Origin of the sequence: Cedecea neteri (genome assembly GCF_000758305.1) — a bacterium.
In the GTDB taxonomy this organism is placed as follows: domain Bacteria; phylum Pseudomonadota; class Gammaproteobacteria; order Enterobacterales; family Enterobacteriaceae; genus Cedecea; species Cedecea neteri_C.
The window spans coordinates 4508390-4533051 of sequence record NZ_CP009458.1 but is presented as its reverse complement, the minus strand read 5'-3'; the positions used below and the strand labels follow the sequence as shown (position 1 = coordinate 4533051).

The window sequence follows — 24662 nt, the reverse complement described above, 5'->3', positions numbered from 1 at the left end:
GGCCCAATTTGAAATACTTCGTCTCTTTTCGCAGCACCCTTAAAATTTCGCGCTACCTGTTCAGGGCGTTGGCGCTTCTGCTCTGGCTGCTTATCGCGCTGTTTTCCGTATTTTACATCGTCAACGCGCTGCACGATAAAGAGTCGGAGATTCGTCAGGAATTTAACATCAGCTTTGACCAGGCCCAGCGCTACATACAGCGCACGTCGGACGTGGTGAAAGAGCTGAAGTACATTGCTGAAAACCGCCTCACGGCGCCCAACGGCGTGCTCCCTCCGCTCGATCAAAGCGCGGATAAAACCGATGCCCCCACGTTTATGCCCCTGTTCCCGGACTCTGACTGTTCGGCGGTGAGCGCGACCTGGCGCAGTTCGCTGCAGTCGCTGTCCTGGTTCCTGCGCTACTGGCGCGATAACTTCTCCGCTGCGTACGATCTCAACCGGGTGTTCCTGATTGGCGGCGATAATCTTTGCATGGCAGATTTTGGGCTGCGTGATATGCCGCTGGAGCGGGAAAATGCGCTGAAAACGCTGCATGAGCGCATCATGAAGTACCGTACCGCGCCGCAGGATGAACGGGCTAACAGCATTTACTGGATTGGGCAGGGGCCGCGCCCTGGTATTGGTTACTTCTATACGCTGACGCCGGTCTATCTGGCGAACCGTCTCCAGGCGCTGTTGGGGATTGAGCAAACTGTGCGGATGGAGAACTTCCTGACGCCGGGCACGCTGCCTATTGGCGTCACGATTCTGGATGAAAACGGTCATCCGCTGATTTCGCTGACCGGCCCGGAATCACGTATTGAGCCGGAAAGTCGCTGGATTCAGGATCGCGCCTGGTTTGGCTATACGTCAGGTTTTAAGGCGCTGGTATTGAAGAAAAATCTGCCGCCGTCTTCGCTGAGCGTAATTTACTCTGTGCCTGTCGATCTGGTGCTGGAAAGCATCAGAATGCTGATCCTTAATGCGGTTTTACTCAACGTACTGGTGGGTATTGTGTTGTTTACCCTGGCGCGAATGTATGAACGCAGGATCTTTATTCCGGCCGAAAGCGACGCCCAGCGACTGGAAGAGCACGAGCAGTTCAACCGGAAAATCGTCGCGTCTGCACCTGTTGGTATCTGTATTTTGCGCACCCAGGACGGCACGAATATTCTGAGTAACGAACTGGCGCACAATTACCTCAATATGTTGACGCACGAGGACAGGCAGCGGCTGACGCAGATAATCTGCGGCCAGCAGGTCAATTTTGTCGATGTGATGACCAGCAACCACACCAATCTGCAGATCAGCTTTGTGCATTCGCGCTACCGCAATGAGAATGTGGCAATTTGCGTGCTGGTTGACGTCAGCGCCCGCGTGAAGATGGAGGAGTCCCTGCAGGAGATGGCCCAGGCCTCTGAGCAGGCGAGCCAGTCGAAATCCATGTTCCTCGCCACCGTCAGCCACGAGCTGCGTACGCCGCTGTACGGCATTATCGGTAACCTCGATCTCCTGCAGACCAAAGAGCTGCCGAAGGGCGTGGACAGACTGGTCACGGCGATGAACAACTCGTCGAGCCTGCTGCTGAAAATCATCAGCGACATTCTCGACTTCTCGAAAATCGAGTCAGAGCAGTTGAAGATTGAGCCGCGTGAGTTTTCTCCGCGCGAGGTGATGAGTCACATTACCGCCAACTATTTGCCGCTGGTGGTTCGCAAGCAGCTGGGGCTGTACTGCTTTATCGACGACGATGTACCTTTAACGTTGCAGGGCGACCCCATGCGCTTGCAGCAGGTCATCTCCAACCTGCTCAGTAATGCGATTAAGTTCACCGATATTGGCTGTATTATCCTGCATGTTTCGATCAACGGAGATTACCTGAGCTTCCGGGTGCGTGATACCGGGGTAGGGATCCCGACCAAAGAAGTGACCCGCCTTTTTGACCCGTTCTTCCAGGTCGGAACCGGCGTGCAGCGCAATTTCCAGGGAACCGGGCTGGGGTTGGCGATTTGCGAAAAGCTTATCAGCATGATGGACGGTGATATCTCGGTGGATACCGAGTCGGGAATGGGCAGCCAGTTTACGGTTCGCATCCCATTGTATAAAGCGCAGTTTGCGCCGAAGAATAATGTTGAAGGGCTGGCGGACAAGCGCTGCTGGCTGGCTATTCGCAATGATTATCTCAGCAGTTATCTGGAATCCTTGCTGGTCAAAAACGGGCTACAGGCGCAATCCTGGTCGGGTGAAACGCCGGGCAGCGACGATATTCTGATTACCGATGATAATCTGGCGGCGCCGTGGGGCGGCAGGGCGGCGATTGTCTTCTGCCGCCGCCATATTGGGATTCCCGTTGAGTTTGAACCTGGCTGTTGGGTACACAGCGTCGCGGCGCCGCACGAACTGCTGCCGCTGCTGGGGCGGATTTACAGCATCACCGTGGATGTGCCGGGCAGTTCACCGGCCCTGACGGCAGCGAGTGAGATAAGCGAGCAAAATGATGACATGATGATTCTGGTGGTGGATGACCATCCGATCAACCGTCGCTTGCTGGCCGATCAGCTCGGCTCGCTCGGGTATCAATGCAAAACGGCCAATGACGGGATCGATGCGCTGAATGTGCTCAGCAAAAATCATATTGATATCGTACTCAGTGACGTCAACATGCCGAACATGGACGGCTATCGCCTGACACAGCGTATTCGCCAGTTAGGGCTGACGCTGCCGGTGATTGGCGTGACGGCAAACGCGCTGGCGGAAGAGAAGCAGCGCTGCCTGGAGTCCGGTATGGACAGTTGTTTATCCAAACCGGTAACGCTGGATGTGATTAAACAGACGCTGGCGGTTTATGCTGCCCGGGTGCGAAGCACTCGCGATGTCTCGTAAAATAAGCGCATAAAAAAGCCCCGCATGAAAATGCGGGGCTTTTTATTTGGTTGAGGCAGAAATTATTCTTTGTCCGCCGGCGTCAGGCTCACGGACGAGAGATAGTTCAGCAGAGCAATATCGTTTTCCACACCCAGCTTCATCATTGCAGACTTTTTCTGGCTGCTGATGGTTTTGATGCTGCGGTTCAGCTTGCGGGCGATCTCGGTCACCAGGAAGCCTTCTGCGAACAGGCGAAGCACTTCGCTCTCTTTCGGTGAGAGGCGTTTGTCGCCATAACCGCCAGCGCTGATTTTTTCCAGCAGGCGGGACACGCTCTCAGGGGTGAATTTTTTGCCTTTCTGCAGCGCGGCGAGGGCTTTTGGCAGATCGGTCGGCGCACCCTGTTTCAGTACAATTCCTTCAATGTCCAGATCCAACACGGCACTCAGGATAGCCGGGTTGTTGTTCATGGTCAGCACGATGATCGACAGGTCCGGGAAGTGACGCTTGATGTATTTAATCAGCGTGATGCCATCACCGTATTTGTCGCCAGGCATGGACAGATCGGTAATCAGAACGTTGGCTTCAAGTTTTGGTAAATTATTGATAAGTGCCGTGGAGTCTTCGAATTCACCGACAACATTCACCCATTCGATCTGCTCAAGAGATTTGCGAATGCCGAACAGAACAATCGGATGGTCGTCAGCAATAATTACGTTCATGTTGTTCATGTAATAGGCTACCTTGCTACAGCAGACTTTTGACGTAAGCATCAATGTCGCTGATATATTTTTGTATGTTTGGAGCATCGCTTTCACGAATGTGATGCTCCAACGTTTCACATAACTGTTTGCCGGGCACCAGATTCAGCATCGCAAACACGCCCTTCAGGCGGTGCGCAGTCTGAGCCAGAGCGGCAAAGTCGCCCGCTGCAGATTCAGTATACAGTCTGGTGACATCTTCCGGTACCGTGTCGACAAACAGCGCGTAATAACCGCTGGCGTGCAGCTGAGCGTTTTCGTCGCCGCCCAGAGGCGAATCCGGTGTGTCTTCTTCCGCCAGTTGGTTTTCAATCAGCTGCAGAACGGCGTCCTGCATTGCATTGCTGATATTAAAGTTTACCCGGAACTGGCCAGGTGCAATCTTCCGCATCCCGTTTTCATCATCGCTTAAAAGCAAGCCCGAAGCAGTAAGATTAGACGGATTATCAGTGAGGAAGATATCAAAGTCTTGACTCGCGAGCCTTTCGTCCGGGGAAATGCAGTTAGCGCCCCAGTTTTCCAGCATGCGGGTGACAATTGTCCGCACCTCATTGGAGGTGATATCCAGCATCGCCACAACGTCATCCAGCAGCTTCTCGTCCTGCGAATCTGCCTGCGGCTCGGCGTTCATTCTGATGTGTAAATTATAGCGCGTGCCGATGTCCGGGCGGGTTTTGATGTTCAGATGACCACCCAGCTTGCGCGCAAGACGATCGCAGAGATAAAACGCGAGACCATTGGCCTTGCCGTAGCGGTCTTCGCTGGTTTCGTTGAGGAACGGGAAGTGCAGATTATCCACTTCTCCGTTGCCGATCCCGTTGCCGGTATCCAGCACGCGGAACAGCAGGCGATCCGGCCCGGCTTCTTCTTCGCTAATCTCAAGCGTAATTTTGCCAATCTGCGTTGTGGTTACGGAATAGTGCAGCAGCAGCTCGAGGATTTTACGCAGCACATCTTTGTCGCCATGGCGTTTTTCATCTGCCGGCAGATTGTTGTTGATGAGCAGCTGTAGCCCTTTACGCTTGATAATCGGCAGCATCGACAGCGCGACTTCATCAACCAGCGACTGAATAGAAAACTCGCTGGCGCTGGTTTTCCAGCTGTCGGCTTCCAGCATATTAAGCAGTTGGATCTCATCGACCAGGCGGACAATGGTCTGGGCATCGTTGGCCAGCTGCAGATGCTTGCTGTCGTTGATTTCTGCGGCATGTTCCGCCAGTTGCTTAACTGGAAGCTGAAGGGCTTCTCCAATATGCTGCATAAAGGCGGCCCGGCCCTGCTGATTTTTCTCATACAGGCGCTGGGCCTGTTTGAGCTTCTTGTTCACCAGAATTTCACGATCCTGGTCCCGGATAACAAAAATCTGTGTGCGCGGTGCTATCTGGCTGCGGAACTGGCGAATCTCATACAGCTCGTTATTGACCGTGGCCTGAATTACGCCCTGGTGTTGATCCGCCATTGAAATGATATTTTGCAAATTCAGGTGAGGAAGCAGGTGATCGGCAATTTTATTGCTGATCACAGTACGGTTCGCGTCGAGGTCATGCACCAGCAGTCCAAGCGGAAGGATCGCGACAATCTCTTCATTTAGCGCACGCAGTATTTGCAGCTCGCCATTCCCTGGATTGCTTTCGGCCTGCCGCTGTGGCTGCTGACGGAAGGTCGCAAAACCAAAAACGGCCAGCCCGAGCAGCGCAATATTCAGCAGTAGCGGCAGCAGAATGTTTTGCAGCGTGTCCATCATCAGCGTGCCAAATGGGACTTGCCACACCAGCTGTAGCTGCGTTGTCGCTACCGGCGCCGTGATTTCAATGCGTGCGCTATTAAAGTTAATGCTGACGCTGTCAGGATCGTCCTTATCTGCTGTCGTCGCCGCTGTTGCCCGCTGGCGCTCGTCAGGATCCAACTGGAAGCTGTCCAGCGACATGGTGGGCGGGATGAGGTCGTTAATCGGCAGATCAAATGCGACCACGGTAGCCAGATGTCCTGGCTGGTTAAACGTGGTTCTCAGCGTGAAATAATGGCCGTTTTGCCAGTTAAGTTTGCGCAGAGGCGAGAAGCTTTCCCGTTCGTCGAGAGCATTGGCCTGCTGCAGCATCTCCGCTCGGCGTGAATCCACGATGGTGCCGACGCCGGAGTCTTTAAACCCGGAGGAAAGATCTTTGAGCGGCAGCGTCGAGACCAGAATCATGCTGTTGTCCTGGCCGTTGAGGTAGTACATCGACCACGGGCTGCTTTCAGCCCCCCATAGCGTGTCCAGATAGCTGGATATTCGCTGCGTCATTTCCAGCGTAGAGCTGTCATGGGAGCCAAAGATCAGCGCTTCGGTTTTGCTGCGTGGTTTGTCGAGGTAGTAGACGTCCTGACGCAGGCGGGTTTCCTGTAGGTTTTCCCCAGAGGAAGCAGGCGCAGTAGCAATATTGTCGTAGATTTGCCACGTGGCATAGCGATAGGTTTCTACCCGCTTATGCAGAGCGTGGGTGATGTCGACAATCTGGTAGCTCTTATCTTTTAGCCAGGCATTGACGGCGCTTTGCACCAGCACGCCCATCGAGACAAGCAGGACAATGATCAGCAGCAGAAAGAAGCGAGTGATGTTGCCGGGGAACAGTGAGAACTTATTTAGAGACATATTTTCAGACTGGCTCATTGTATGTATGCAACCCGGCGAAGCCTCGCCAATCCTGGATGATAGAGAGCCCAACTGTTTTAGTGAGCCGTTTCGCCTTAGCATTTTAGCGCTTGCAGCGGATAAGAATACCTTTATATGACGGTGTCGTCAGCAGTCTGACGCAGTATAAGGGGTTCTCGGTTTTTTTTCAGGTGACTGATTCTTAGGAAAAATCCTTAAATAATAATTTGCGTTAAGTCTTGCAGGCAATTTGTACAGTTGAAGGATGTTTGTACAAATATTGATGAGTGATGTGTCAGTCAGGAGGGATATATTTTTTTAAGAAAAATCCGTGTTTCCTATGAAATATGGAGAAAAAAAGCAGGTTGATTAATTAACAAGCGTTACAAATTGCGTGGGTAGCACAAGGATATTAAAGTTGTGTAAAGAAGGGTAAAAAAAAAACCGGATGCAAGCATCCGGTACTAATAGGGGTAAACGGACATTCAGATTCGAATGACGGTAATAAATAAAGTTAATGATGATAGCGATAATGATTCTATCGCCTAAGTTAAGAAAAAAATTATCATTCAGTGCTACTTTTTTATTTGTTGTTTAACTAATTGATTTTATTGGATTACTATTATTTTTTGATTATTGATGCTTATATTTTTAGCTATTCGTGCTAAAAAAAGTTCCCTCTTATTTACATTTTGATACATCTATATTGATAAATGAAACATCTATATAGTTTTCGTATCATATTCTTATTGGATTATTCTGTATTTGTTTTGGACAATGAATTTGCCGACTGATTAGAGGGTTAATCAGTAAGCAGTGGTAAATAAAATAAGGCATATAACAGAGGGTTAATAAGATGAAAGTTAAAGCACTGTCCCTTCTGGTACCAGCTCTGCTGGTAGCAGGCGCTGCAAACGCAGCCGAAATTTACAACAAAGACGGCAATAAATTAGACCTGTACGGTAAAGTTGATGGTCTGCACTATTTCTCCAACGACAAAAGCGCTGACGGCGACCAAACTTACGTTCGCTTCGGCTTCAAAGGCGAAACTCAGATCAACGACCAACTGACCGGTTACGGCCAGTGGGAATACAACGTTCAGGCGAACAACACTGAGTCTGCTGACAAGCAGGCATGGACTCGTCTGGCATTCGCTGGTCTGAAATTTGGCCAGGCAGGCTCTTTCGACTACGGTCGTAACTACGGCGTAGTTTACGATGTCACTTCCTGGACCGACGTTCTGCCAGAATTCGGTGGCGATACTTACGGTTCTGACAACTTCCTGCAGCAGCGTGCTAACGGCGTTGCCACCTACCGTAACACTGACTTCTTCGGTCTGGTTGATGGCCTGAACTTTGCTCTGCAATACCAGGGTAAAAACGGTAGCCAGAGCGGCGAAGGTTCTACCAACAATGGTCGTGACGTGCTGAAACAGAACGGTGACGGCTTCGGCGGCTCCCTGACCTATGCACTGGGTGAAGGCTTCAGCGTTGGTTCTGCAATTTCCAGCTCTAAACGTACTACAGACCAGAACGCAGCGAGTCAGCTGGGTCACGGTGACGATGCAACCACCTACACCGGCGGCCTGAAATACGACGCGAACAACATCTATCTGGCAACGCAGTACACCCAGACCTACAATGCAACTCGCGCTGGCGACCTGGGCTTTGCTAACAAAGCACAGAACTTCGAAATTGTTGCTCAGTACCAGTTTGACTTCGGTCTGCGTCCGTCCGTGGCTTACCTGCAGTCTAAAGGCAAAGACCTGGGCAATGGTTACGGCAACCAGGACCTGCTGAAATATGTTGATGTTGGCGCGACTTACTACTTCAACAAAAACATGTCCACCTATGTTGACTACAAAATCAACCTGCTGGACAAAAATGACTTCACTCAGGCTGCTGGCATCGGTACCGATGACGTTGTGGGTGTAGGCCTGGTTTACCAGTTCTAATTCCGCTCAAGCTGATAAAGGCGCCGCAAGGCGCCTTTTTTATGCCTCACGCTCTTTTTTGATAGAAGAAATACCAGAGTGCTCGCTAAGAAAACGGGAAAATCAATTCATTGATTTTCGGCTGATAACCACAAAGTGGGAAAAACCACGCTTTTTCCCACTTTGTCAGCACCGATAAAGGCGCCGCAAGGCGCCTTTTTTATGTCTCAAACCTCAATGACTCGCCGCTTACTCCCGCTCCAGATAGCTTTTGCTGTACCCTTACAAGCCCGAAACTGGAGAATGACACCATGGATTTACGCATTATTCGCCGCGGCTGGCTTGCCCTAGCTCTTTTCGCTCTGTCAGGTTGTGATAACGCTCAGCCTGATGCTACAAAGGCCCTGGTGCTCGAAGGTAAAACCATGGGGACTTACTGGCGCGTGAGCCTGGCGGATGTCGATGATGCGCAGAAAGCTGCGCTGCAGAAAAAAATTCAGGATCAGCTTGATGCCGACGATCGGCTGATGTCGACCTGGAAAAAAGACTCTGCGCTTTCCCTTTTTAATCAATCCACCAGCACTGAGCCGTATCCGGTGAGCGAGGCGATGAGCGATATCGTCACGATGTCGCTGCGCATTGGCGCGAAAACCGACGGGGCGATGGACATTACGGTTGGGCCTTTGGTCAATCTGTGGGGCTTCGGGCCAGATAAACAGCCTCTGCACACGCCGAACCAGACACAAATTGATGCGGCCAAAGCCTTAACCGGATTACAGCACCTGAAGGTGGTGAATGCTGCCGGTAAGCAGTGGCTACAAAAGGATCTGCCCGGATTGTATGTTGATCTGTCGACTATCGGGGAAGGTTACGCCGCCGATCATCTTGCCCGCCTGATGGAGCAAAATGGGATTAGTCGTTACCTGGTTTCTGTGGGTGGAGCAGTGACCACTCGCGGTACTAATCCGGCAGGGAAAGCCTGGCGGGTGGCTATTCAGAAACCCACCGATCGGGAAAATGCCGTGCAGGCGATGGTTGATATCAACGGCCACGGGATCAGTACTTCGGGCAGTTACCGCAACTATTACGAGCTGGACGGCAAGCGTATTTCCCACATTATTAACCCTCAAACCGGGCGGCCAATAGAGCACAAATTAGTCTCCGCCACCGTCATTGCGCCAACGGCGATGGAAGCGGATGGTTGGGACACAGGGCTGATGGTCCTGGGGGAAGAAAAAGCCAAACAGGTTGCGGAGAAAGAAGGCCTGGCCGTTTACCTTATCAGCAAAGAAGGGGACGGGTTCCGGAGCTGGATGTCGCCGCAGTTCAAAACCTTCCTGCTTGACGAAAAAAATTAAAAAGCAAGAACACGAGTTTTTCATCCGGCCTGTGCTGCCATGATGGTATCGTTAAGTTAAGCACGAGGTCGCGATGATGAAACAGACAAACGGGTATATCACAGAACAACAGCGCTGGCAGGCCGTGGAACAGCGCGATGCACAGGCTGACGGGCAATTTGTGTTTGCCGTCAAAACAACCGGCATTTTCTGCCGGCCCTCCTGCAGCGCTCGCCGTCCGCTGCGTGAAAATACAGCGTTCTATGCCACACCTGAAGCGGCGCTTGAGGCGGGCTTTCGTTCCTGTAAACGCTGCCAGCCTGACAAGCTTGCTCCTGAGCTCCAGCGTGTGGCGCGCATTGAAGAGGCTTGCCGGATTATTGAATCCAGTGAGATTCCGTTGACCCTTGATGAGCTTGCCGGGCGGGTCGCCATGAGCAGCTTTCACTTCCATCGGCTTTTTAAAAGTGTGACGGGCCTGACGCCAAACGCATGGCAAAAAGCCCATCGCGCTCGCCGTTTGCGTCAAGGGCTTGCTCAAGGGAAGGGGGTCACCAACGCTATTTTTGATGCGGGTTTCCAGTCTGGCAGCGCGTATTACCACCAGGCGGATGCTGCGTTGGGCATGACGGCAAGCCAGTACCGTAAGGGCGGGGCTCGTGCTAACGTGCAATTTGTGGTCGGTACCTGCCAATTAGGCGAATTTCTGGTGGCGGAAAGCGAGCGCGGTATTTGCGCAATTTTACTGGGTGAGAACGCTGAAACGCTTATTGTGGAGCTGGAAACTGAATTTCCTTCTTCACAACTTACGCCCGGTGATGAGGGATTCGCTTCACGCGTGGCGCAGGTCATTAGCTTTATCGAATCGCCCACAGCTGAATTTTCGTTGCCGCTGGATATTCGAGGGACGGCATTTCAGCAGCAGGTATGGCAGGCGCTACGAGCCGTTCCGCCTGGATCTACCGTTAGCTATAGCGAGCTGGCTGAACGTATAGGTAAACCCGCAGCTGTACGTGCCGTGGCAGGTGCCTGTGCGGCCAACACGCTTGCGGTTGCCATTCCATGCCACCGCGTTATCCGCAGCGACGGAGGGCTGTCCGGCTATCGCTGGGGCGTAGAGCGCAAGCGTCAGCTACTGGAAAACGAAACGAGAAGGCAGAAAGAATAATGCTGGATTTGTTTGCTGATGATGCACCGTGGGAAGAGCCACTTGCCGAGGGGGCGACTATCCTGCGGCGCTTTGCGCGGGAAGAGGCCGCCGCGCTGATGGCCGGCGTTCTGCAGGTCTCTCAGCAGGCGCCTTTCCGCCATATGGTGACGCCCGGCGGGTACACGATGTCGGTGGCAATGACAAACTGCGGCGCGTTAGGCTGGAGCACCAATCAGCATGGCTATTTGTATTCGCCTCAGGACTCGCTGACCGGGCAGCCGTGGCCGCCAATTCCTGAGGTATTTCAGTCCATTTGCCATCGAGCCTCAATGGCCGCCGGGTACCCTGATTTTGAACCCGATGCCTGCCTGATCAACCGCTATGCCGCAGGCACAAAACTCTCTCTCCACCAGGATAAAGACGAGCCTAATCTGCGCCAGCCCATTGTTTCTGTCTCGCTGGGCTTACCTGCCATTTTTCAATTTGGCGGCCTGCAGCGCGGAGATCCTTTGCAGCGTGTCATGCTGGAGCATGGTGACGTTGTGGTATGGGGAGGCTTCTCAAGGCTTTTTTATCACGGTATTCTGCCCCTCAAACCCGGTTTTCATCCTCTCACCGATCAATTCCGCTACAACCTGACCTTCCGCCGCGCTTCGTAAGACGAATAAAAATAAGAATTATTCTTGATGTGGGCGGCGAGCCGTTTAAACTGCTCGCTGTTTTATTTTGCAGGTAGGAAACAATGGAGCTACTTCGTGTGGTTTATCGCCAGTATCGCTGGCCTTTTTTAATGGTCATGGCGTTAAGCCTGGCAAGTGCGGCGCTGGGCATTGGCCTGATCGCGTTCATTAACCAGCGTCTGATTGAAACCCCCGATCTTACCCTGGCTGTCTTGCCGGAGTTTCTGGGCTTGCTTTTGTTGTTGATGGCAGTGACGCTCGGCTCGCAGCTGGCGTTAACCACCCTTGGTCACCATTTTGTTTTTCGCCTGCGCAGCGAGTTTATCAAGCGCCTGATGGATACCGATGTTGAACGCGTAGAGCAACTGGGCAGCGCGGCACTGCTGGCGGGGTTAACCAGCGACGTGCGTAATATTACGATTGCCTTTGTTCGACTGCCTGAGCTGGTGCAGGGGATTATTCTGGCTATTGGCTCTGCGGCTTACCTCGCCTGGCTGTCCCCTAAAATGCTGGGTGTAACTACCGTGTGGCTGGTTATCACCATTGTGGGGGGATACTTGCTGGTGGCGCGGGTATACAAGCATATGGCCCAGCTTCGTGAAATCGAAGACAAGCTCTATCATGATTATCAAACCGTCATCGAGGGGCGTAAGGAGCTGGCCCTGAACCGCGAGCGTGCTGAGCGAATTTATGAAGACACCTATACGCCCCACGCCGCCGATTATCGAAACAATATTATCCGGGCAGATACTTACCACCTTAGTGCCGTTAACTGGTCAAACATCATGATGTTGGGCGCGATTGGCCTGGTGTTCTACATGGCTAACAGCCTGGGCTGGTCCGATACCAACGTGGCGGCCACTTTTTCTTTAACGTTGCTATTCCTGCGCACGCCGCTCCTTTCTGCTGTCGGGGCGTTGCCCACGCTGCTGAGCGCCCAGGTTGCGTTCAATAAGCTAAATAAGTTCCAGCTTGCGCCGTACGATGCTCATTTCCCCCGTTCGACAACGGCTGGAAACTGGCAGCAGCTTGAAATGCGTGATGTGGTGTTTCAGTACGGGGATAATAGCTTCAGCGTTGGCCCGCTGAATCTCACTATCAAGCGAGGGGAGCTGCTGTTTCTGATTGGCGGTAACGGCAGCGGGAAATCCACGCTGGCCATGCTGCTGACGGGGCTCTATCAGCCTGTCAGTGGGGCGATTTATCTTGATGGCCAACGTGTTGAGACGCAGGCGCAGGATGACTATCGTAAACTGTTTTCAGCAGTATTCACCGATATCTGGCTGTTCGATCGTCTGTTAGGGCCACAGGGTAAACCGGCTAATCCAGATCTTATCAATAGCTGGCTTGAGCGCCTGAAAATGAGCAGTAAGCTGGAGCTGGACAACGGCACCATTCTCAACCTGAAGCTATCAAAGGGCCAGCGTAAGCGTGTTGCGTTGCTGCTGGCGATAGCGGAAGAGCGCGATATTATCCTGCTGGACGAATGGGCCGCCGATCAGGATCCCCATTTCCGCCGTGAGTTCTACCAGGTCTTGCTGCCGTTAATGCAGCAAATGGGGAAAACGGTCTTTGCCATCAGCCATGACGATCACTACTTCATCCATGCAGACCGGCTTCTGGAAATGCGTCAGGGCCAGCTCAGAGAGTTGATCGGCGACGAGAGGGCACAAGCTTCGCGTGATGCCGTGGCAAGAACGAGTCATTAAGTCAGCGCCACCTAAACAAAGTAAAAAAACCAGCTAATTAAGGCTGGTTTTTTGTTTTCTTCATCTCGTCAGGCTATAAACTAACTCGTCGTTTCCGGGGAGTTATTTATGACCGCCATTCAGAAGTACAGTACCAAAGAGCGTGACCAGGACCGGGCCCGCATCCTGCAAATTCTGTTGACCAACAAAGCCGTTGCCAGCGGTATTCTGGCCAAAGAGCCTTTCGCTGAAACACAAAGCGCCGAGCAGGACATCGCCGAGATAGTGACGCTGGTTGGGCGACTGCCCGCGCCGGATCTCGCCGATGTCCTGGAAGCCTTGCCAACGGAAGAACGTTTAGCGCTATGGAGCCTCGTGACCGAAGACCGGCGCGGTAGCGTGCTGGTTGAAGCTTCAGAAACGGTCTGGGATGACCTGATTGAAGATATGAGCGATAAAGCGCTGCTTAATGCGCTGCGCCCGCTGGATATTGACGATCAGATCTATCTGGCACAATACCTCCCTCGCGATCTGGTCGGGCGTTTGCTGGCCACGCTGCCGCAGAATGAGCGCACGCAAGTTCGCCAGATCCTGCATTATGACAAGCACAGCGTTGGTGCGATCATGGATTTTGAAGTGATCACTGTGCGCCCTGATGTCACCCTTGCCGTTGTGCAGCGCTACCTTCGTATTCGCGGCAAGGTGCCGCAGAATACCGATAAGCTGTTTGTCACCAGCCGGGATAAAACGCTTTTAGGCGAGCTGGATCTTACCGCGATACTACTGCATTCGCCGCAAACGCCGGTGCTGAAGGTGATGGACGACAATCCCACCTGTTTCGCACCGGAAGATCATGACGAACAGGCCGCGCGTACCTTTGAACGTGATGACTTGATCAGTGCCGCAGTGATTGACAGCACCGGCAAGCTGATGGGGCGCTTAACGGTGGATGAGATCGTTGACGTGGTGTACGAGGAAACCGACAACGATCTGCGCCGCATGGGCGGCCTGAGCACCGAAGAGGACGTATTCGCACCCGTCAGCAAAGCTGTGCGCACCCGCTGGGCATGGCTTGCCATTAACCTTTGCACGGCGTTTGTGGCCTCACGCGTGATTGGATTATTTGAACATACTATTTCGCAATTGGTGGCGCTGGCATCGCTGATGCCGATCGTGGCGGGCATCGGCGGTAACACTGGTAACCAGACGATCACCATGATTGTGCGTGCGCTGGCGCTCCAGCATATTCAGGCGGGTAACATCTCCTTCCTGATGCTGCGTGAGCTGGGCGTGGCGTTGATCAACGGGCTGGTCTGGGGCGGTGTGATGGGGGCAGTCACATGGCTGCTGTATAACGATGCGGCGATGGGCGGCGTGATGACGCTGGCGATGATCCTGAATCTTTTGGTCGCGGCGTTGATGGGCGTAGTGATTCCGATGACGATGACCAAACTGGGCAAAGATCCTGCCGTCGGCTCAAGCGTGATGATCACGGCGATAACCGATACCGGCGGATTCTTCATCTTCCTTGGACTGGCTACGCTTTTCCTGCTGTAAGCCGAAATAATGCCCTGATAGATGCTCAGGGCATCACAGGTTTTATTTCTTCAGACCTAGTTTTTTCACAACATACCTTATCTGCGTGATAAGGCTGGCGAGATACTTCTTCTGACGATATTCGTGTTTAGAACGCAGTTTAAGAAGAGTTACCGTGTGTGCATCCTGCAGCGGCAGCCCTTTCCATGGCGATTGCTCGAAGGCAATATCAAAATAGAGGGATGCCGGGTAGCGCATCCACTGTAGCCAGGGTTTTGAGCCGCTGGTGTAGTGAATAAAGACCGTTTCATCGGTGATGGCCTTGTCAGGCTGGTGTGACGTTTTGAGCCCAAAATGGTGTGCCGCGTCATAAATCTGATTATATTTTCCTGGTAACAACAGGCTGTTTTTATGGAAAAGAATATTCAGTACATCCTGGTCCAGGAAGCTGTATTCTGTAGTTTTATCGCCAATCATCGCCAGCGCTTTTTCGGTAAAGTGATTTCGCCGCCACTGTTCGAGATTCAGGTAAATCATCCCGGCATTAAAGTAGTTACCTTCCATGCCCGGCAGCCCAAGGCGCCTCTCACATGTTTGCTGTACTGAATCCAGATCGGGCACCACGGCGGCATATTTCTCTCCTAACTTGATATCAAGCAGCTCATCAGGGCTGGCCTTGCACATCACATCTGCATCCAGATAGAGAACCGTTTTCCTTGTGGCGGATAAATAGTTGAATGCGATAAAGCGGTAGTAGGTTGCAATAGTCCATTTAGCTCGCACTGGAAAATCTTCAAAAGAGGTTTTGTCGATCAGGTAGAGGTAAACGTTAGTCTGGAATTTTTGTGCCAGCGCGTTAAATTTTTCGAGATGTTCGCTGCTCAAAAAATCTGTAAAGAAATGGAAGTTAAATTTTTTTCGACTATTGATGAGTAATGATGTGGCGGAGACTGCAGCGCCTAATAAAAAGTTCTTGTCGATGCTATAAACGACATCGTGAACCTCTTCATCCTGTCCTGATTCGCAATACTCATTACTAACAATATATTTAACAATATGTTCCATTTCAGATTAGCCTATTGTGTTCTGCAGGACTGTTCCCTGGCTTGCTAATATGTCAAAAATCCGCGCTATGCGGAAGGGCAGGTACTTTTCTTTGCCTGTTGGATACAGGGTTTTCAGATGTAAAAAAACCAGCCGTAAGAGGCTGGTTTTCAATGTTTATTTGGTCGGCACGAGAGGATTTGAACCTCCGACCCCCGACACCCCATGACGGTGCGCTACCAGGCTGCGCTACGTGCCGACGCAGGAGAATAATAGTACATTCTTCCACGTTGATTGCAAGGGAATACGCGGCTAACTGTCTTATAAATAAACAATTAGTTGGCGATAAAGCGCTTCTCGTCGGTCAGCACCTGCAGCAGCAAATCAAGCTGCGGCTTGGTCTCATTGATCCGTTTACCCTGCAGATCGTACATCCGATAGTTGCCGTTGTTATTGAGCACCAGCGTCATCTCAGGCGTTGTCACGGCCAGGGTTTGATTGTCTGCACCAATCACCCAATTATTACGACGCGTTGCGGCGAATAAATCTTCACCCTGGGAATACTCATTGGCCGCCGTTTTAACGTGCAGCAGGCGCTGCATCAGGGTGGTCATCACATCCTGATGATCGGTGAGTTTGGTGATGGTCTGCGCCGGTGTACCTGGCCAGTGAATCACGAGCGGAACCTGAATCCGCGCGCGCGACCAGGCAAAAGAGTCTCGCTGATTGCCGAGCGGAATACCGTGCCCTGCGGTGATAATCACCACGGTGTTTTGCAGTTTACCTGCCGCTTCCAGCGCATCAAGGACGCGTTTGATTTGTTCATCAACGTTACCGGCTGCGCGGGAATAGCGTTGCTCGAAGCCCTGTTGGTTACCGTTGTCGTCAATACTGGTGCCGTTAAAGGCGACCCAGGAGAACCAGCGATTGTCCTCGGAAGCATACTGGTTAAGCCAGCTAATCCACTGTGACGCCGTCTGGCTGTCGGTCTGGTTTTTGGCCGGGCGCAGCGAGAAATCAGACAGCAGGGCCTGGCGGTACATCGCCGAGTTAAAGCCGTCGGATGCAAACAGGCCAAGCTGGTAGCCCTGCTGATTTAAACCCGTAATCAGTGCGGCAGGGGTGCGGTTTGACAGCACGCCGTCCATATAAGCCGGGGAAATACCGTAGAACAGACCGAAGATGCCGCTGTCGGTGTTATTCCCGGAGCTCATGTGCTGTGTAAAGCGGATATTATCGTGGGCAAATGCCTTCAGCGCCGGCATATCTTTGCTCACGGTGCCAGCATTCAGCCCGTCAACGGTAATCAACAGCACATTGTTGCCGATCCCCATATCGCGGAATTGCAAATTACTCAGCGGATACTGGACCGAGAGTGCCTCCGGGCTACCTTGCTCAACAAGCCTGCGCTGGTATTCCTGTGCATCCAGCAGGCCGTGTTTTTCAAGGAAGCGACGCGCAGTCATTGGGTATGAGAGCGGCAAATTCGCCCGCTGCATAGTAATAGGGCGATAGAAGTTAGCATCCGCCCAGATATACATCAGGTGGCTACTAAAGAAAGAGATAAAGAACAGTATCACTAAAGGGCGCGCATATTGCCGACGACGCCCGAGGCTGCGCAGTTTTTGCCAGCTCCACGTCGCAAACAGCATCTCAATAAGCAGAATCACCGGCACGCTAATAAACATTAGCTGCCAGTCGCGGGCCATTTCCCCCTGATCGGGGTTAATCACCAGCTCCCAGACGGTGGGATTCAGGTGGAGGTGGAAGCGCGTGAAAACTTCGCTGTCTATCAGCAGTAACGTCATGCCCGCTGTCGCTAAGGCCGCACTGATAAAGCGCAGCAGGCGCTGCGACATGACAATAAACGTCAGCGGAAAGATAAGCAGTAAATAGGCGGCAAAAACCAAAAAACTGAAGTGCCCGACGACGCTCACGTAGGAATAAATTCGCCCCGTTAGCGTCGTTGGCCAGTCGGCGATAAACAGATAGCGGCTACCCAGCAGCATGGCCAGCAGGATATTAAACAGGGCGAACCAGTGTCCCCAACTGACCATCTGGGAAACTTTTTCGCGGTAGCGCTGACGGTTAGTCACCATAACTTGTTACGATAGTTCCTTAGTGGGCTTTATCTTCGCTCACCGAAGCTTGAAGCGCCTCAGCAAAGGAGCGAGCCAAAGGACGACGCTGAGCGGACGCCACGTCGGTGTTTATCAGATTGGTGACCATATTTCCCAATACCATCAGGGAAAGATCGGTAGGCGCGTGGTGTTTTTCCAGCACGGCTGCCAGTTCGGTCAGCATCGCTTCAACTTGTTCGTCACTGTAGCGGGATGTTTGTGGCATAAATTAAAAATCATTCGTATTCGGGAAAGGGCATTATCTTACCGTAGCAGGGACGATTTTTCCGCTTTTTTATCACGACTTGCGTCCCGGTAGCGGCAGTGGTTGAATACCGCCCGGTCTTAAAGGAGAGTTTAACATGAGTCTGGATATCAACCAGATTGCCCTGCATCAATTGATTAAGCGCGATGAGCAGACGCTGGACGTCGTGCTGCGCGACTCGCTGCTGGCAACTGACGGTGCCGTCGAAGAGATGATGGCGGAGCTGCATCGCGTATATAGCGCTAAAAATAAAGCTTACGGCCTTTTCAGCGAAGAGAGCGAACTGGCTGAAGCGCTGCGCCTGCAGCGTAATGGCGATGAAGATTTTCTTGCCTTCACCCGCGCGGCAACCGGTCGTCTTCGCGATGAACTGGCAAAATACCCGTTTGCCGACGGCGGTATCGTGCTGTTCTGCCATTATCGTTACCTGGCGGTAGAATATCTGCTGGTGGCGGTGTTGAACAATCTGAGCAGCATGCGCGTTAACGAAGAGCTGGATATCAGCGCGACCCACTATCTCGACATCAACCATGCGGATATCGTGGCGCGTATTGATTTGACCGAATGGGAAACCAATCCGGAATCTACCCGCTACCTGACCTTCCTGAAGGGCAGAGTGGGGCGCAAAGTGGCTGATTTCTTTATGGACTTCCTGGGCGCCAGCGAAGGGCTGAACGCCAAAGCGCAGAACAAAGGTCTGCTGCAGGCGCTGGACGACTTCACGAACGAAGCTCAGCTGGACAAAAACGAACGCCAGGCCGCGCGCCAGCAGGTTTACGCTTACTGCAACGAGCAACTTCAGGCGGGAGAAGAGATCGAACTCTCTTCGCTGGCCGATGAACTGCCGTGGGCGGTTGACGACAAGAACTTCCAGCAGTTTACCGCTGAGAAGGGCTATGAGCTGGAAGAGAGCTTCCCGGCGGATCGCGGGACGCTGCGGCAGTTGACCAAATACGCCGGTAGCGGCGGCGGGCTGACGATTAACTTCGATGCCATGCTGCTGGGGGAGCGTATTTTCTGGGACCCGACAACCGATACTTTAACCATTAAAGGGACGCCGCCGAATCTGCGCGATCAGCTTCAGCGCCGTACCTCAGGTAAATAATCTGCCAACACGGCCCGCGTTTTCAGCCGGGCCGTATCAAAACGCTAACTTTACGGCGCAATCGTAGGGGCAGTATTCGGGATGTACTCCGGCTCCGGGCCCTCGCTTTCAGGCAGTCGCTGTAAATGCCGAATCTCCAGCTTTTGCCCCATCCAGACGGCATGATCGGTATGATCGGCCCTGGGCTGCCCGGTGTTGGGATGCAGCAGCACGGTTAACCCGCAGCGGTTCAGCATCAGCCACGGCGCAAATCGCGCAAACTCTTCCGGCATAAAAGCGACCTGGTACATCGGCAGCGCGTGAGGGCCAACGGGCACATCGTGCCAGCGCCCCAGCAGCACTGAAAAACGCAGCGCAATTTCTGCCCGGATCCCTTCCGCAATCAGCCTTTGCTCCGGCGTCTCGAAATAGATGTGGGCGTGGTAGCTTTGTATCGTCCTGATAGCCTGGATATCCTTCTCTACGGCGGGCATTAGCGATGTACCCGCAGGGATTTTTTCAACCATGGAATTTGTCTCTTTTGGCCAGGCGTGGCGTCGAATGCTTATATAACAAAAAACCCCGCCGAAGCGGGGTTTTTTTCGAACTTAACTCGCGATTAAGCGCGAACGAAGTCGATGTGAGTCAGTTTTGGCTTGAACGGGTGACGCTGCACAGCCTGAACTTTCACTTTTACTTCTTTACCGTCGATAGACAGGGTCAGAACTTCTTCGTAGAAACCAGGTTTAGCCTGCTGGTTCATTACGGAGTCGTGATCCAGTTCGATGGATACAGGAGCTTCCGCGCCACCATAAACGATAGCTGGGAATTTGTTTGCTGCACGCAGGCGGCGGCTCGCACCCTTGCCATGCTCTTTACGTTCTACTGCATTGATAGTAAACATTGACTGTTTCTCTTTAAATAAGCCTGCTACAGGCGACCCAGCAGCAGGTAAAGTTTTCTGCTTTGCGGATGCAAAAGCGGGCGGCATTATAGCCGTATCCGGCTCTGCCGGCAATGAAAAGTACCGGTTAGCCGCGTAATTCGTTGGCCCGCCGGAAGCGCCCCTGGTAGTCAAAAACCTTTTCACGTACGTTCCAGAACTGGCCATTTTTACGGGCTACCACAAAATCTGGATGGCGTAGCAGCGGCTGCTGAGCCACAACATCTGCGACAGTGATCCAGCGTAATGGCACGCCGGGCGCGCGTGAGTGCGGGCGGATAAACAGCTGTTCGAACGCCATGCGCTGGGCTGGCGTCTGGAGGCGGAAGCGCTCGCTAACGTCTGCGCCATCTTCGTCGTAATAGGTGATTTTAAGCCAATCGCCCTTAGCATCTCCGCCGGCCTGAAGCGTCATGCCGCTACAGCGCAGTACCAGGGCATCTTTCAGCTTCAGCGCCGCTTTAAGCATATCGTCCGGGTCGACCAGGATGTGGTCACACTGATGGCAGCGCCGGGCGGCGATATCATTTTCAGCATTGCAGTTTGGGCAGTTTTTAAAACGGAAGCGGTAATCGCACTGCTCGCGCAGGCCGTCATCGTCTTCAAACCAGCCCTGGCAGCGGCGGCCAAAGTGTTCAATCACCTTGCCGTCTGCGGTGGTTTTCCCCCAAAAGGTATTGGCAAACCCGCAGGAAGGGCAAAAGACCTGCACCGGCACGTTGTCGCTCTTCCCTTTAGCGTGGCCCACTTCCGGTGTGAATAAGTCATGTGGGTTTCCGGCATAGTCGAGAATCAAACAGTCTTTTTTCCCCGGAGAGAGGCGCAGGCCGCGACCAACAATTTGTTGGTAAAGGCTTACGGACTCGGTAGGACGCAGAATGGCTATCAGATCAACGTGCGGTGCGTCAAAGCCGGTGGTCAATACCGCCACGTTCACCAAAAAGCGGAACTGCTGATTTTTAAATGCGTCGATGAGCGTGTCGCGCGCCGGGCCTGGCGTGTCGGCGGTAATCAGTGCCGCGTCGCTGGCGGGCAGGAGGGCGGTTATCTCTTTCGCGTGCTCTACCGTAGCGGCAAAGATCATCACGCCGCGCCGGTCTGCGGCAAATTCAACGATCTGGCTGATGATATGCGGTGTGATGCGTTTTTGTTGTTTCAGCTCGCGGTTTAGATCCGCCTCGCTGAACAGCCCATTGGACTGCGCCTGCAGGCGGCTAAAATCGTACTGCACCACCGGCATATCCAGCCGTTCAGGCGGCGTCAGGTAACCATGCTTAATCATATAGCGCAGCGGCAGCTCGTAAATGCAGTCGCGAAACAGCGCTTTTTCATCACCGCGAACCATGCCGTGGTAATGAAACTGATAAATCCAGCCTTTGCCGAGGCGGAAGGGGGTGGCGGTCAGCCCCAATAGCCGCAGGTTAGGATTGTTGCCGCGCAGGTGCGCCAGAATTTGCTGATACTGACTTTCGTCGCTGTCGCCGATTCGGTGGCACTCATCGACAATCAGCAGGGAAAACTCACCGTGGAAATGCTCGAGGTTGCGGGCAACGGATTGAACGCTGCCGAACACTACTTTGCCCTGACTTTCCTTACGCTGCAGGCCAGCGGCGAAAATATCCGCCTCCAGCCCGAGAGAGACATACTTCGCGTGGTTTTGCGCCACAAGCTCTTTCACATGGGCCAGCACCAGCACGCGCCCGCGAGCCACTCTTGCCAGCTCGGCAATCACCAGGCTTTTGCCCGCGCCGGTGGGCAACACGATGACGGCAGGTTCAGGGTGCTTGCGGAAGTAGCTGAGGGTGGCATCCACCGCTTCTTGCTGGTAAGGACGAAGAGTAAAGGACATGGCCGGGCGGTTTTTCAACCTTGTTATCAAGTGACTGCAACGATTATGCCATAAAGCACGGTTTTACCTTGAGAGAGTTTTTGATGTCGCTATACTGGCAAACTAATTATCAGGCAAACCAATTTCCACCTGAATGTGGGCTTCAGCCCCTGCCGCACGCTCGCTTGTCGGCACCTTCATGAAACAGGCAATACACTAATGCGACTCGATAAATTTATCTCTCAGCAGCTCGGCATCAGCCGCGCTATTTCTGGCCGTGAAATCCGTGCTAACCGCGTCACCATTGACGGGGAAGTTGTGCGTGACGCCTCTTTTAAACTGCTGCCGGAACATCAGGTAGCGTTTGATGATAACCCACTGACTCAGCAGCACGGCCCGCGTTACTTCATGCTGAACAAGCCGCAGGGGTACGTCTGTTCCACCGACGATCCCGATCACCCAACGGTGCTTTACTTCCTCGATGAGCCAGTAGCACACAAGCTGCACGCCGCGGGCCGTCTGGATATCGACACCACCGGGCTGGTATTGATGACGGACGACGGCCAGTGGTCACACCGCATTACCTCTCCGCGCCATCATTGCGAGAAAACCTATCTGGTGACGCTGGAATCACCGGTTGAAGAAGGCACGGCGGAACACTTCGCCAAAGGCGTTCAGCTGCATAATGAGAAAGATCTCACCAAACCTGCCGTGCTGGAAGTCATCACGCCGACGGAAGTGCGTCTGACCATCAGCGAAGGCCGTTACCACCAGGTAAAGCGCATGTTTGCTGCCGTAGGCAATCATGTGGTTGAACTGCACCGTGAGCGTATTGGCGACATCGCCCTGGATCCTGAACTGGCGCCAGGGGAGTATCGCCCGTTAACCGAACAGGAAATTGCCAGCGTCGGCATGCCCTAATCACCGGAGTCACTTTTGAGCCGTAAACAGAACTCTTCTGTCGGTATTATCGTTATCCTTGGCCTGCTGGCGATGCTGATGCCGCTGTCCATCGATATGTACCTACCGGCGTTGCCGATGATAGCCCAGGGCTTTAATGTCCCGGCAGGCAGCGCACAAATGACCCTCAGTACCTATATTTTGGGTTTTGCCATCGGGCAGATCTTCTATGGGCCGATGGCCGATAGCCTGGGACGTAAGCCGGTGGTGCTTGGTGGCACTCTGGTGTTTGCGCTGGCGGCAATTGCCTGTGCGCTTTCCCAGACCATCGATCAGCTAATTTGGATGCGCTTTTTGCACGGTCTCGCGGCCGCGGCGGCGAGCGTGGTGATCAACGCCCTGATGCGCGATATCTACCCGAAAGAAGAGTTCTCCCGAATGATGTCTTTCGTGATGTTGATAACGACCATTGCGCCGCTGGTGGCGCCAATGATCGGGGGTGCAGTACTGGTGTGGTATAGCTGGCACACGATCTTCTGGATTCTGGCCGCCGCCGCGCTGCTCGCATCGGCGATGATTTTCTTCTTTATTCACGAAACGCTCGCCCCTGAAATGCGGCAGAAGTTTAACCTGCGCACCACGGCGGGCAACTTTGCTACGCTGTTCCGCCATAAGCGGGTGCTGAGCTATATGCTGGCCAGCGGCTTTAGCTTTGCCGGAATGTTCTCGTTCCTCAGCGCCGGGCCGTTCGTTTACATCGAATTAAACCATGTTTCGCCGCAGCACTTCGGTTACTACTTTGCACTGAACGTTGTGTTCCTGTTCTTCATGACCATGATCAACAGCCGCTTTGTGCGCCGGGTTGGGGCCATTAACATGTTCCGTGCCGGGCTGTACATTCAGTTTGCGATGGCGGTATGGCTGGTGCTCAGCAGCCAGCTGGACTTTGGCTTCTGGGCGATGGTGCTTGGCGTGGCGGTGTTTATCAGCTGTGTGTCGCTGGTGTCATCTAATGCAATGGCGGTCATTCTGGATGAATTCCCGCATATGGCGGGTACTGCATCCTCATTGGCCGGGACATTCCGCTTTGGCATTGGCGCGTTAACCGGGGCGCTGCTCTCGGTGGCCACCTTTAATACCGCGTGGCCGATGATCTGGTCTATTGCCATTTGTGCGACAGCCTCCGTGCTGTTCTACTTCTACGCCAGCAAAGCCCGCCACACAAAAGCCTGAAAATCCACGGGCGTTTCTGATCAGAAACGCCCGTGCTCTCCCCGAAAATTCCCGTATAATCTCTGTTGATATAGGATATATGTTTCGTATATGTAAAAGGCTCAACTGTAAAAAGTCACAACTTTGTAGTTAAAAAGGTTGAGTTAGATCTCAGAAAGCGATACATATAGCGCCGAAACGCGTGCCATAGCACAAAAATAAAGCGTTAGTTTTGAAATCTCTACATGAGATGTGAGCCGTTTTAATGCTCGTTTAAACGCAATTTATCAACATTGTGTTAACCTTTGTGTAAAGAGTTTGAGATAAATTGCCGATTGGAACTTCCGGGGAAATGAAATTGAACACCATACAACTGTCCATCGTGCATCGTTTGCCGCAGAGCTATCGCTGGTTGACGGGTTTTGCAGGCTCCAGAGTTGAACCGATTCCGCAAAATGCGCAACAGGATGATGATTGCCTGATTGGCCTGAAACTGCTTAGCCCGGACGGGGAAAAAGCGTGGCCAATCATGGATACGCTTAGCCAGGCATTGAGCGACATTGAAGTGGACAGCTCCGTCGTGGAGTGTGAAGGCGAGCCGTGCCTGTTTGTTAACCTGCAGGACGAGCTGGCGGCAACCTGTCGCCTGAAAAACGTGGGTGTCGCTATCGCCGAGTCATTTTCCAGCCATAACCCTTTCTGA

Annotated in this window: 19 protein-coding genes and 1 tRNA gene; 11 read left to right on the top strand and 9 right to left on the bottom strand. The window is 52.9% G+C overall.

What is annotated here, in order from left to right; genetic code table 11:
• Positions 1–8 precede the first annotated feature (8 nt).
• Positions 9–2864, top strand: coding sequence for a two-component system sensor histidine kinase RcsC (gene rcsC, locus LH23_RS21020; protein ID WP_039295488.1), 2856 nt, complete (start codon positions 9–11; stop codon positions 2862–2864).
• A gap of 62 nt (positions 2865–2926) precedes the next feature.
• On the opposite strand, the gene rcsB is transcribed toward rcsC, so the two are convergent.
• Positions 2927–3577, bottom strand: a complete 651-nt coding sequence (rcsB, locus tag LH23_RS21015) for a response regulator transcription factor RcsB (RefSeq protein WP_038480967.1) — start codon at positions 3575–3577, stop codon at positions 2927–2929.
• A 16-nt stretch (positions 3578–3593) separates the two neighbouring features.
• Positions 3594–6257: a phosphotransferase RcsD gene (gene rcsD / locus LH23_RS21010; protein WP_231560157.1), complete on the bottom strand. Its 2664-nt coding sequence runs from the start codon at positions 6255–6257 to the stop codon at positions 3594–3596.
• Positions 6258–7095: 838 nt separating this feature from the next.
• On the opposite strand from rcsD, the gene LH23_RS21005 reads away from it, so the two are divergent.
• The 6 genes from LH23_RS21005 to mgtE all read left to right on the top strand — a co-directional run bounded on the left by LH23_RS21005 (position 7096) and on the right by mgtE (position 14584).
• Positions 7096–8193, top strand: coding sequence for a porin OmpC (locus tag LH23_RS21005; RefSeq protein WP_039295487.1), 1098 nt, complete (start codon positions 7096–7098; stop codon positions 8191–8193).
• 290 nt (positions 8194–8483) lie between these two features.
• The gene (gene apbE / locus LH23_RS21000; RefSeq protein ID WP_039295485.1) at positions 8484–9530 is read left to right on the top strand and encodes an FAD:protein FMN transferase ApbE; all 1047 of its coding nucleotides are present in this window, start codon (positions 8484–8486) and stop codon (positions 9528–9530) included.
• Between the two features lie 73 nt (positions 9531–9603).
• Positions 9604–10677, top strand: a complete 1074-nt coding sequence (gene ada, locus LH23_RS20995) for a bifunctional DNA-binding transcriptional regulator/O6-methylguanine-DNA methyltransferase Ada (protein WP_156108076.1) — start codon at positions 9604–9606, stop codon at positions 10675–10677.
• Positions 10677–11318 carry a DNA oxidative demethylase AlkB gene (gene alkB / locus LH23_RS20990; RefSeq protein ID WP_039295483.1) on the top strand — a complete coding sequence of 214 codons (642 nt, stop codon included), beginning with the start codon at positions 10677–10679 and terminating at the stop codon, positions 11316–11318. The genes ada and alkB overlap by 1 nt, the downstream gene beginning before the upstream one ends.
• Positions 11319–11401: 83 nt before the next feature.
• A complete protein-coding gene (locus LH23_RS20985) occupies positions 11402–13048 on the top strand; it encodes a multidrug ABC transporter permease/ATP-binding protein (protein WP_039295481.1) in 1647 nt (548 codons plus the stop codon).
• A 108-nt stretch (positions 13049–13156) separates the two neighbouring features.
• Entirely contained in the window at positions 13157–14584 is a 1428-nt protein-coding gene (gene mgtE / locus LH23_RS20980) for a magnesium transporter (protein ID WP_039295478.1), read from the top strand.
• Between the two features lie 42 nt (positions 14585–14626).
• On the opposite strand, the gene LH23_RS20975 is transcribed toward mgtE, so the two are convergent.
• From LH23_RS20975 to LH23_RS20960, 4 genes are all read right to left on the bottom strand, one after another.
• On the bottom strand, positions 14627–15628 hold the full coding sequence (locus tag LH23_RS20975; RefSeq protein ID WP_052050399.1) for a glycosyltransferase family 8 protein: 1002 nt from the start codon (positions 15626–15628) through the stop codon (positions 14627–14629).
• A 161-nt stretch (positions 15629–15789) separates the two neighbouring features.
• Positions 15790–15866 (bottom strand) — tRNA-Pro (locus LH23_RS20970).
• A 76-nt stretch (positions 15867–15942) separates the two neighbouring features.
• Positions 15943–17706, bottom strand: coding sequence for an LPS biosynthesis-modulating metalloenzyme YejM (gene yejM, locus LH23_RS20965; protein WP_039295476.1), 1764 nt, complete (start codon positions 17704–17706; stop codon positions 15943–15945).
• Between the two features lie 19 nt (positions 17707–17725).
• A complete protein-coding gene (locus tag LH23_RS20960; RefSeq protein ID WP_008459871.1) occupies positions 17726–17953 on the bottom strand; it encodes a YejL family protein in 228 nt (75 codons plus the stop codon).
• Positions 17954–18089: 136 nt separating this feature from the next.
• Between LH23_RS20960 and yejK the strand changes: the two genes are divergently transcribed.
• Positions 18090–19097, top strand: coding sequence for a nucleoid-associated protein YejK (gene yejK / locus LH23_RS20955; protein WP_039295474.1), 1008 nt, complete (start codon positions 18090–18092; stop codon positions 19095–19097).
• A gap of 50 nt (positions 19098–19147) precedes the next feature.
• Here the strand turns inward: yejK and LH23_RS20950 are convergent, their stop codons facing one another.
• The 3 genes from LH23_RS20950 to LH23_RS20940 all read right to left on the bottom strand — a co-directional run bounded on the left by LH23_RS20950 (position 19148) and on the right by LH23_RS20940 (position 21868).
• Positions 19148–19603 (bottom strand): DOPA 4,5-dioxygenase family protein, encoded by a 456-nt coding sequence (locus tag LH23_RS20950; RefSeq protein WP_156108075.1) that lies wholly within the window; start codon positions 19601–19603, stop codon positions 19148–19150.
• Positions 19604–19695: 92 nt separating this feature from the next.
• Complete coding sequence (gene rplY, locus LH23_RS20945; RefSeq protein WP_039295472.1) at positions 19696–19980, bottom strand: 50S ribosomal protein L25; 285 nt, start codon at positions 19978–19980, stop codon at positions 19696–19698.
• A gap of 127 nt (positions 19981–20107) precedes the next feature.
• Complete coding sequence (locus tag LH23_RS20940) at positions 20108–21868, bottom strand: DEAD/DEAH box helicase (RefSeq protein WP_039295470.1); 1761 nt, start codon at positions 21866–21868, stop codon at positions 20108–20110.
• 198 nt (positions 21869–22066) lie between these two features.
• Here LH23_RS20940 and rsuA point away from each other — a divergent pair, with 198 nt between their 5' ends.
• The 3 genes from rsuA to LH23_RS20925 all read left to right on the top strand — a co-directional run bounded on the left by rsuA (position 22067) and on the right by LH23_RS20925 (position 24662).
• Positions 22067–22768, top strand: a complete 702-nt coding sequence (rsuA, locus tag LH23_RS20935; RefSeq protein WP_039295469.1) for a 16S rRNA pseudouridine(516) synthase RsuA — start codon at positions 22067–22069, stop codon at positions 22766–22768.
• Positions 22769–22783: 15 nt separating this feature from the next.
• Positions 22784–23980 (top strand): Bcr/CflA family multidrug efflux MFS transporter, encoded by a 1197-nt coding sequence (locus LH23_RS20930; RefSeq protein ID WP_039295467.1) that lies wholly within the window; start codon positions 22784–22786, stop codon positions 23978–23980.
• Positions 23981–24317: 337 nt separating this feature from the next.
• Positions 24318–24662: a YejG family protein gene (locus LH23_RS20925; protein ID WP_008459886.1), complete on the top strand. Its 345-nt coding sequence runs from the start codon at positions 24318–24320 to the stop codon at positions 24660–24662.

Bases quoted from the DNA above. Each gene is read 5' to 3' on its own strand.
- alkB (WP_039295483.1), top strand. From the start codon at position 10,677: ATGCTGGATTTGTTTGCTGATGATGCACCGTGGGAAGAGCCACTTGCC.
- LH23_RS20975 (WP_052050399.1), bottom strand. From the start codon at position 15,628: ATGGAACATATTGTTAAATATATTGTTAGTAATGAGTATTGCGAATCA.
- yejM (WP_039295476.1), bottom strand. From the start codon at position 17,706: ATGGTGACTAACCGTCAGCGCTACCGCGAAAAAGTTTCCCAGATGGTC.
- LH23_RS20950 (WP_156108075.1), bottom strand. From the start codon at position 19,603: ATGGTTGAAAAAATCCCTGCGGGTACATCGCTAATGCCCGCCGTAGAG.
- rcsD (WP_231560157.1), bottom strand. From the start codon at position 6,257: ATGAGCCAGTCTGAAAATATGTCTCTAAATAAGTTCTCACTGTTCCCC.
- yejK (WP_039295474.1), top strand. From the start codon at position 18,090: ATGAGTCTGGATATCAACCAGATTGCCCTGCATCAATTGATTAAGCGC.
- mgtE (WP_039295478.1), top strand. From the start codon at position 13,157: ATGACCGCCATTCAGAAGTACAGTACCAAAGAGCGTGACCAGGACCGG.
- LH23_RS20985 (WP_039295481.1), top strand. From the start codon at position 11,402: ATGGAGCTACTTCGTGTGGTTTATCGCCAGTATCGCTGGCCTTTTTTA.
- LH23_RS20960 (WP_008459871.1), bottom strand. From the start codon at position 17,953: ATGCCACAAACATCCCGCTACAGTGACGAACAAGTTGAAGCGATGCTG.
- LH23_RS21005 (WP_039295487.1), top strand. From the start codon at position 7,096: ATGAAAGTTAAAGCACTGTCCCTTCTGGTACCAGCTCTGCTGGTAGCA.
- apbE (WP_039295485.1), top strand. From the start codon at position 8,484: ATGGATTTACGCATTATTCGCCGCGGCTGGCTTGCCCTAGCTCTTTTC.
- LH23_RS20940 (WP_039295470.1), bottom strand. From the start codon at position 21,868: ATGTCCTTTACTCTTCGTCCTTACCAGCAAGAAGCGGTGGATGCCACC.
- rsuA (WP_039295469.1), top strand. From the start codon at position 22,067: ATGCGACTCGATAAATTTATCTCTCAGCAGCTCGGCATCAGCCGCGCT.
- rplY (WP_039295472.1), bottom strand. From the start codon at position 19,980: ATGTTTACTATCAATGCAGTAGAACGTAAAGAGCATGGCAAGGGTGCG.
- ada (WP_156108076.1), top strand. From the start codon at position 9,604: ATGATGAAACAGACAAACGGGTATATCACAGAACAACAGCGCTGGCAG.
- rcsB (WP_038480967.1), bottom strand. From the start codon at position 3,577: ATGAACAACATGAACGTAATTATTGCTGACGACCATCCGATTGTTCTG.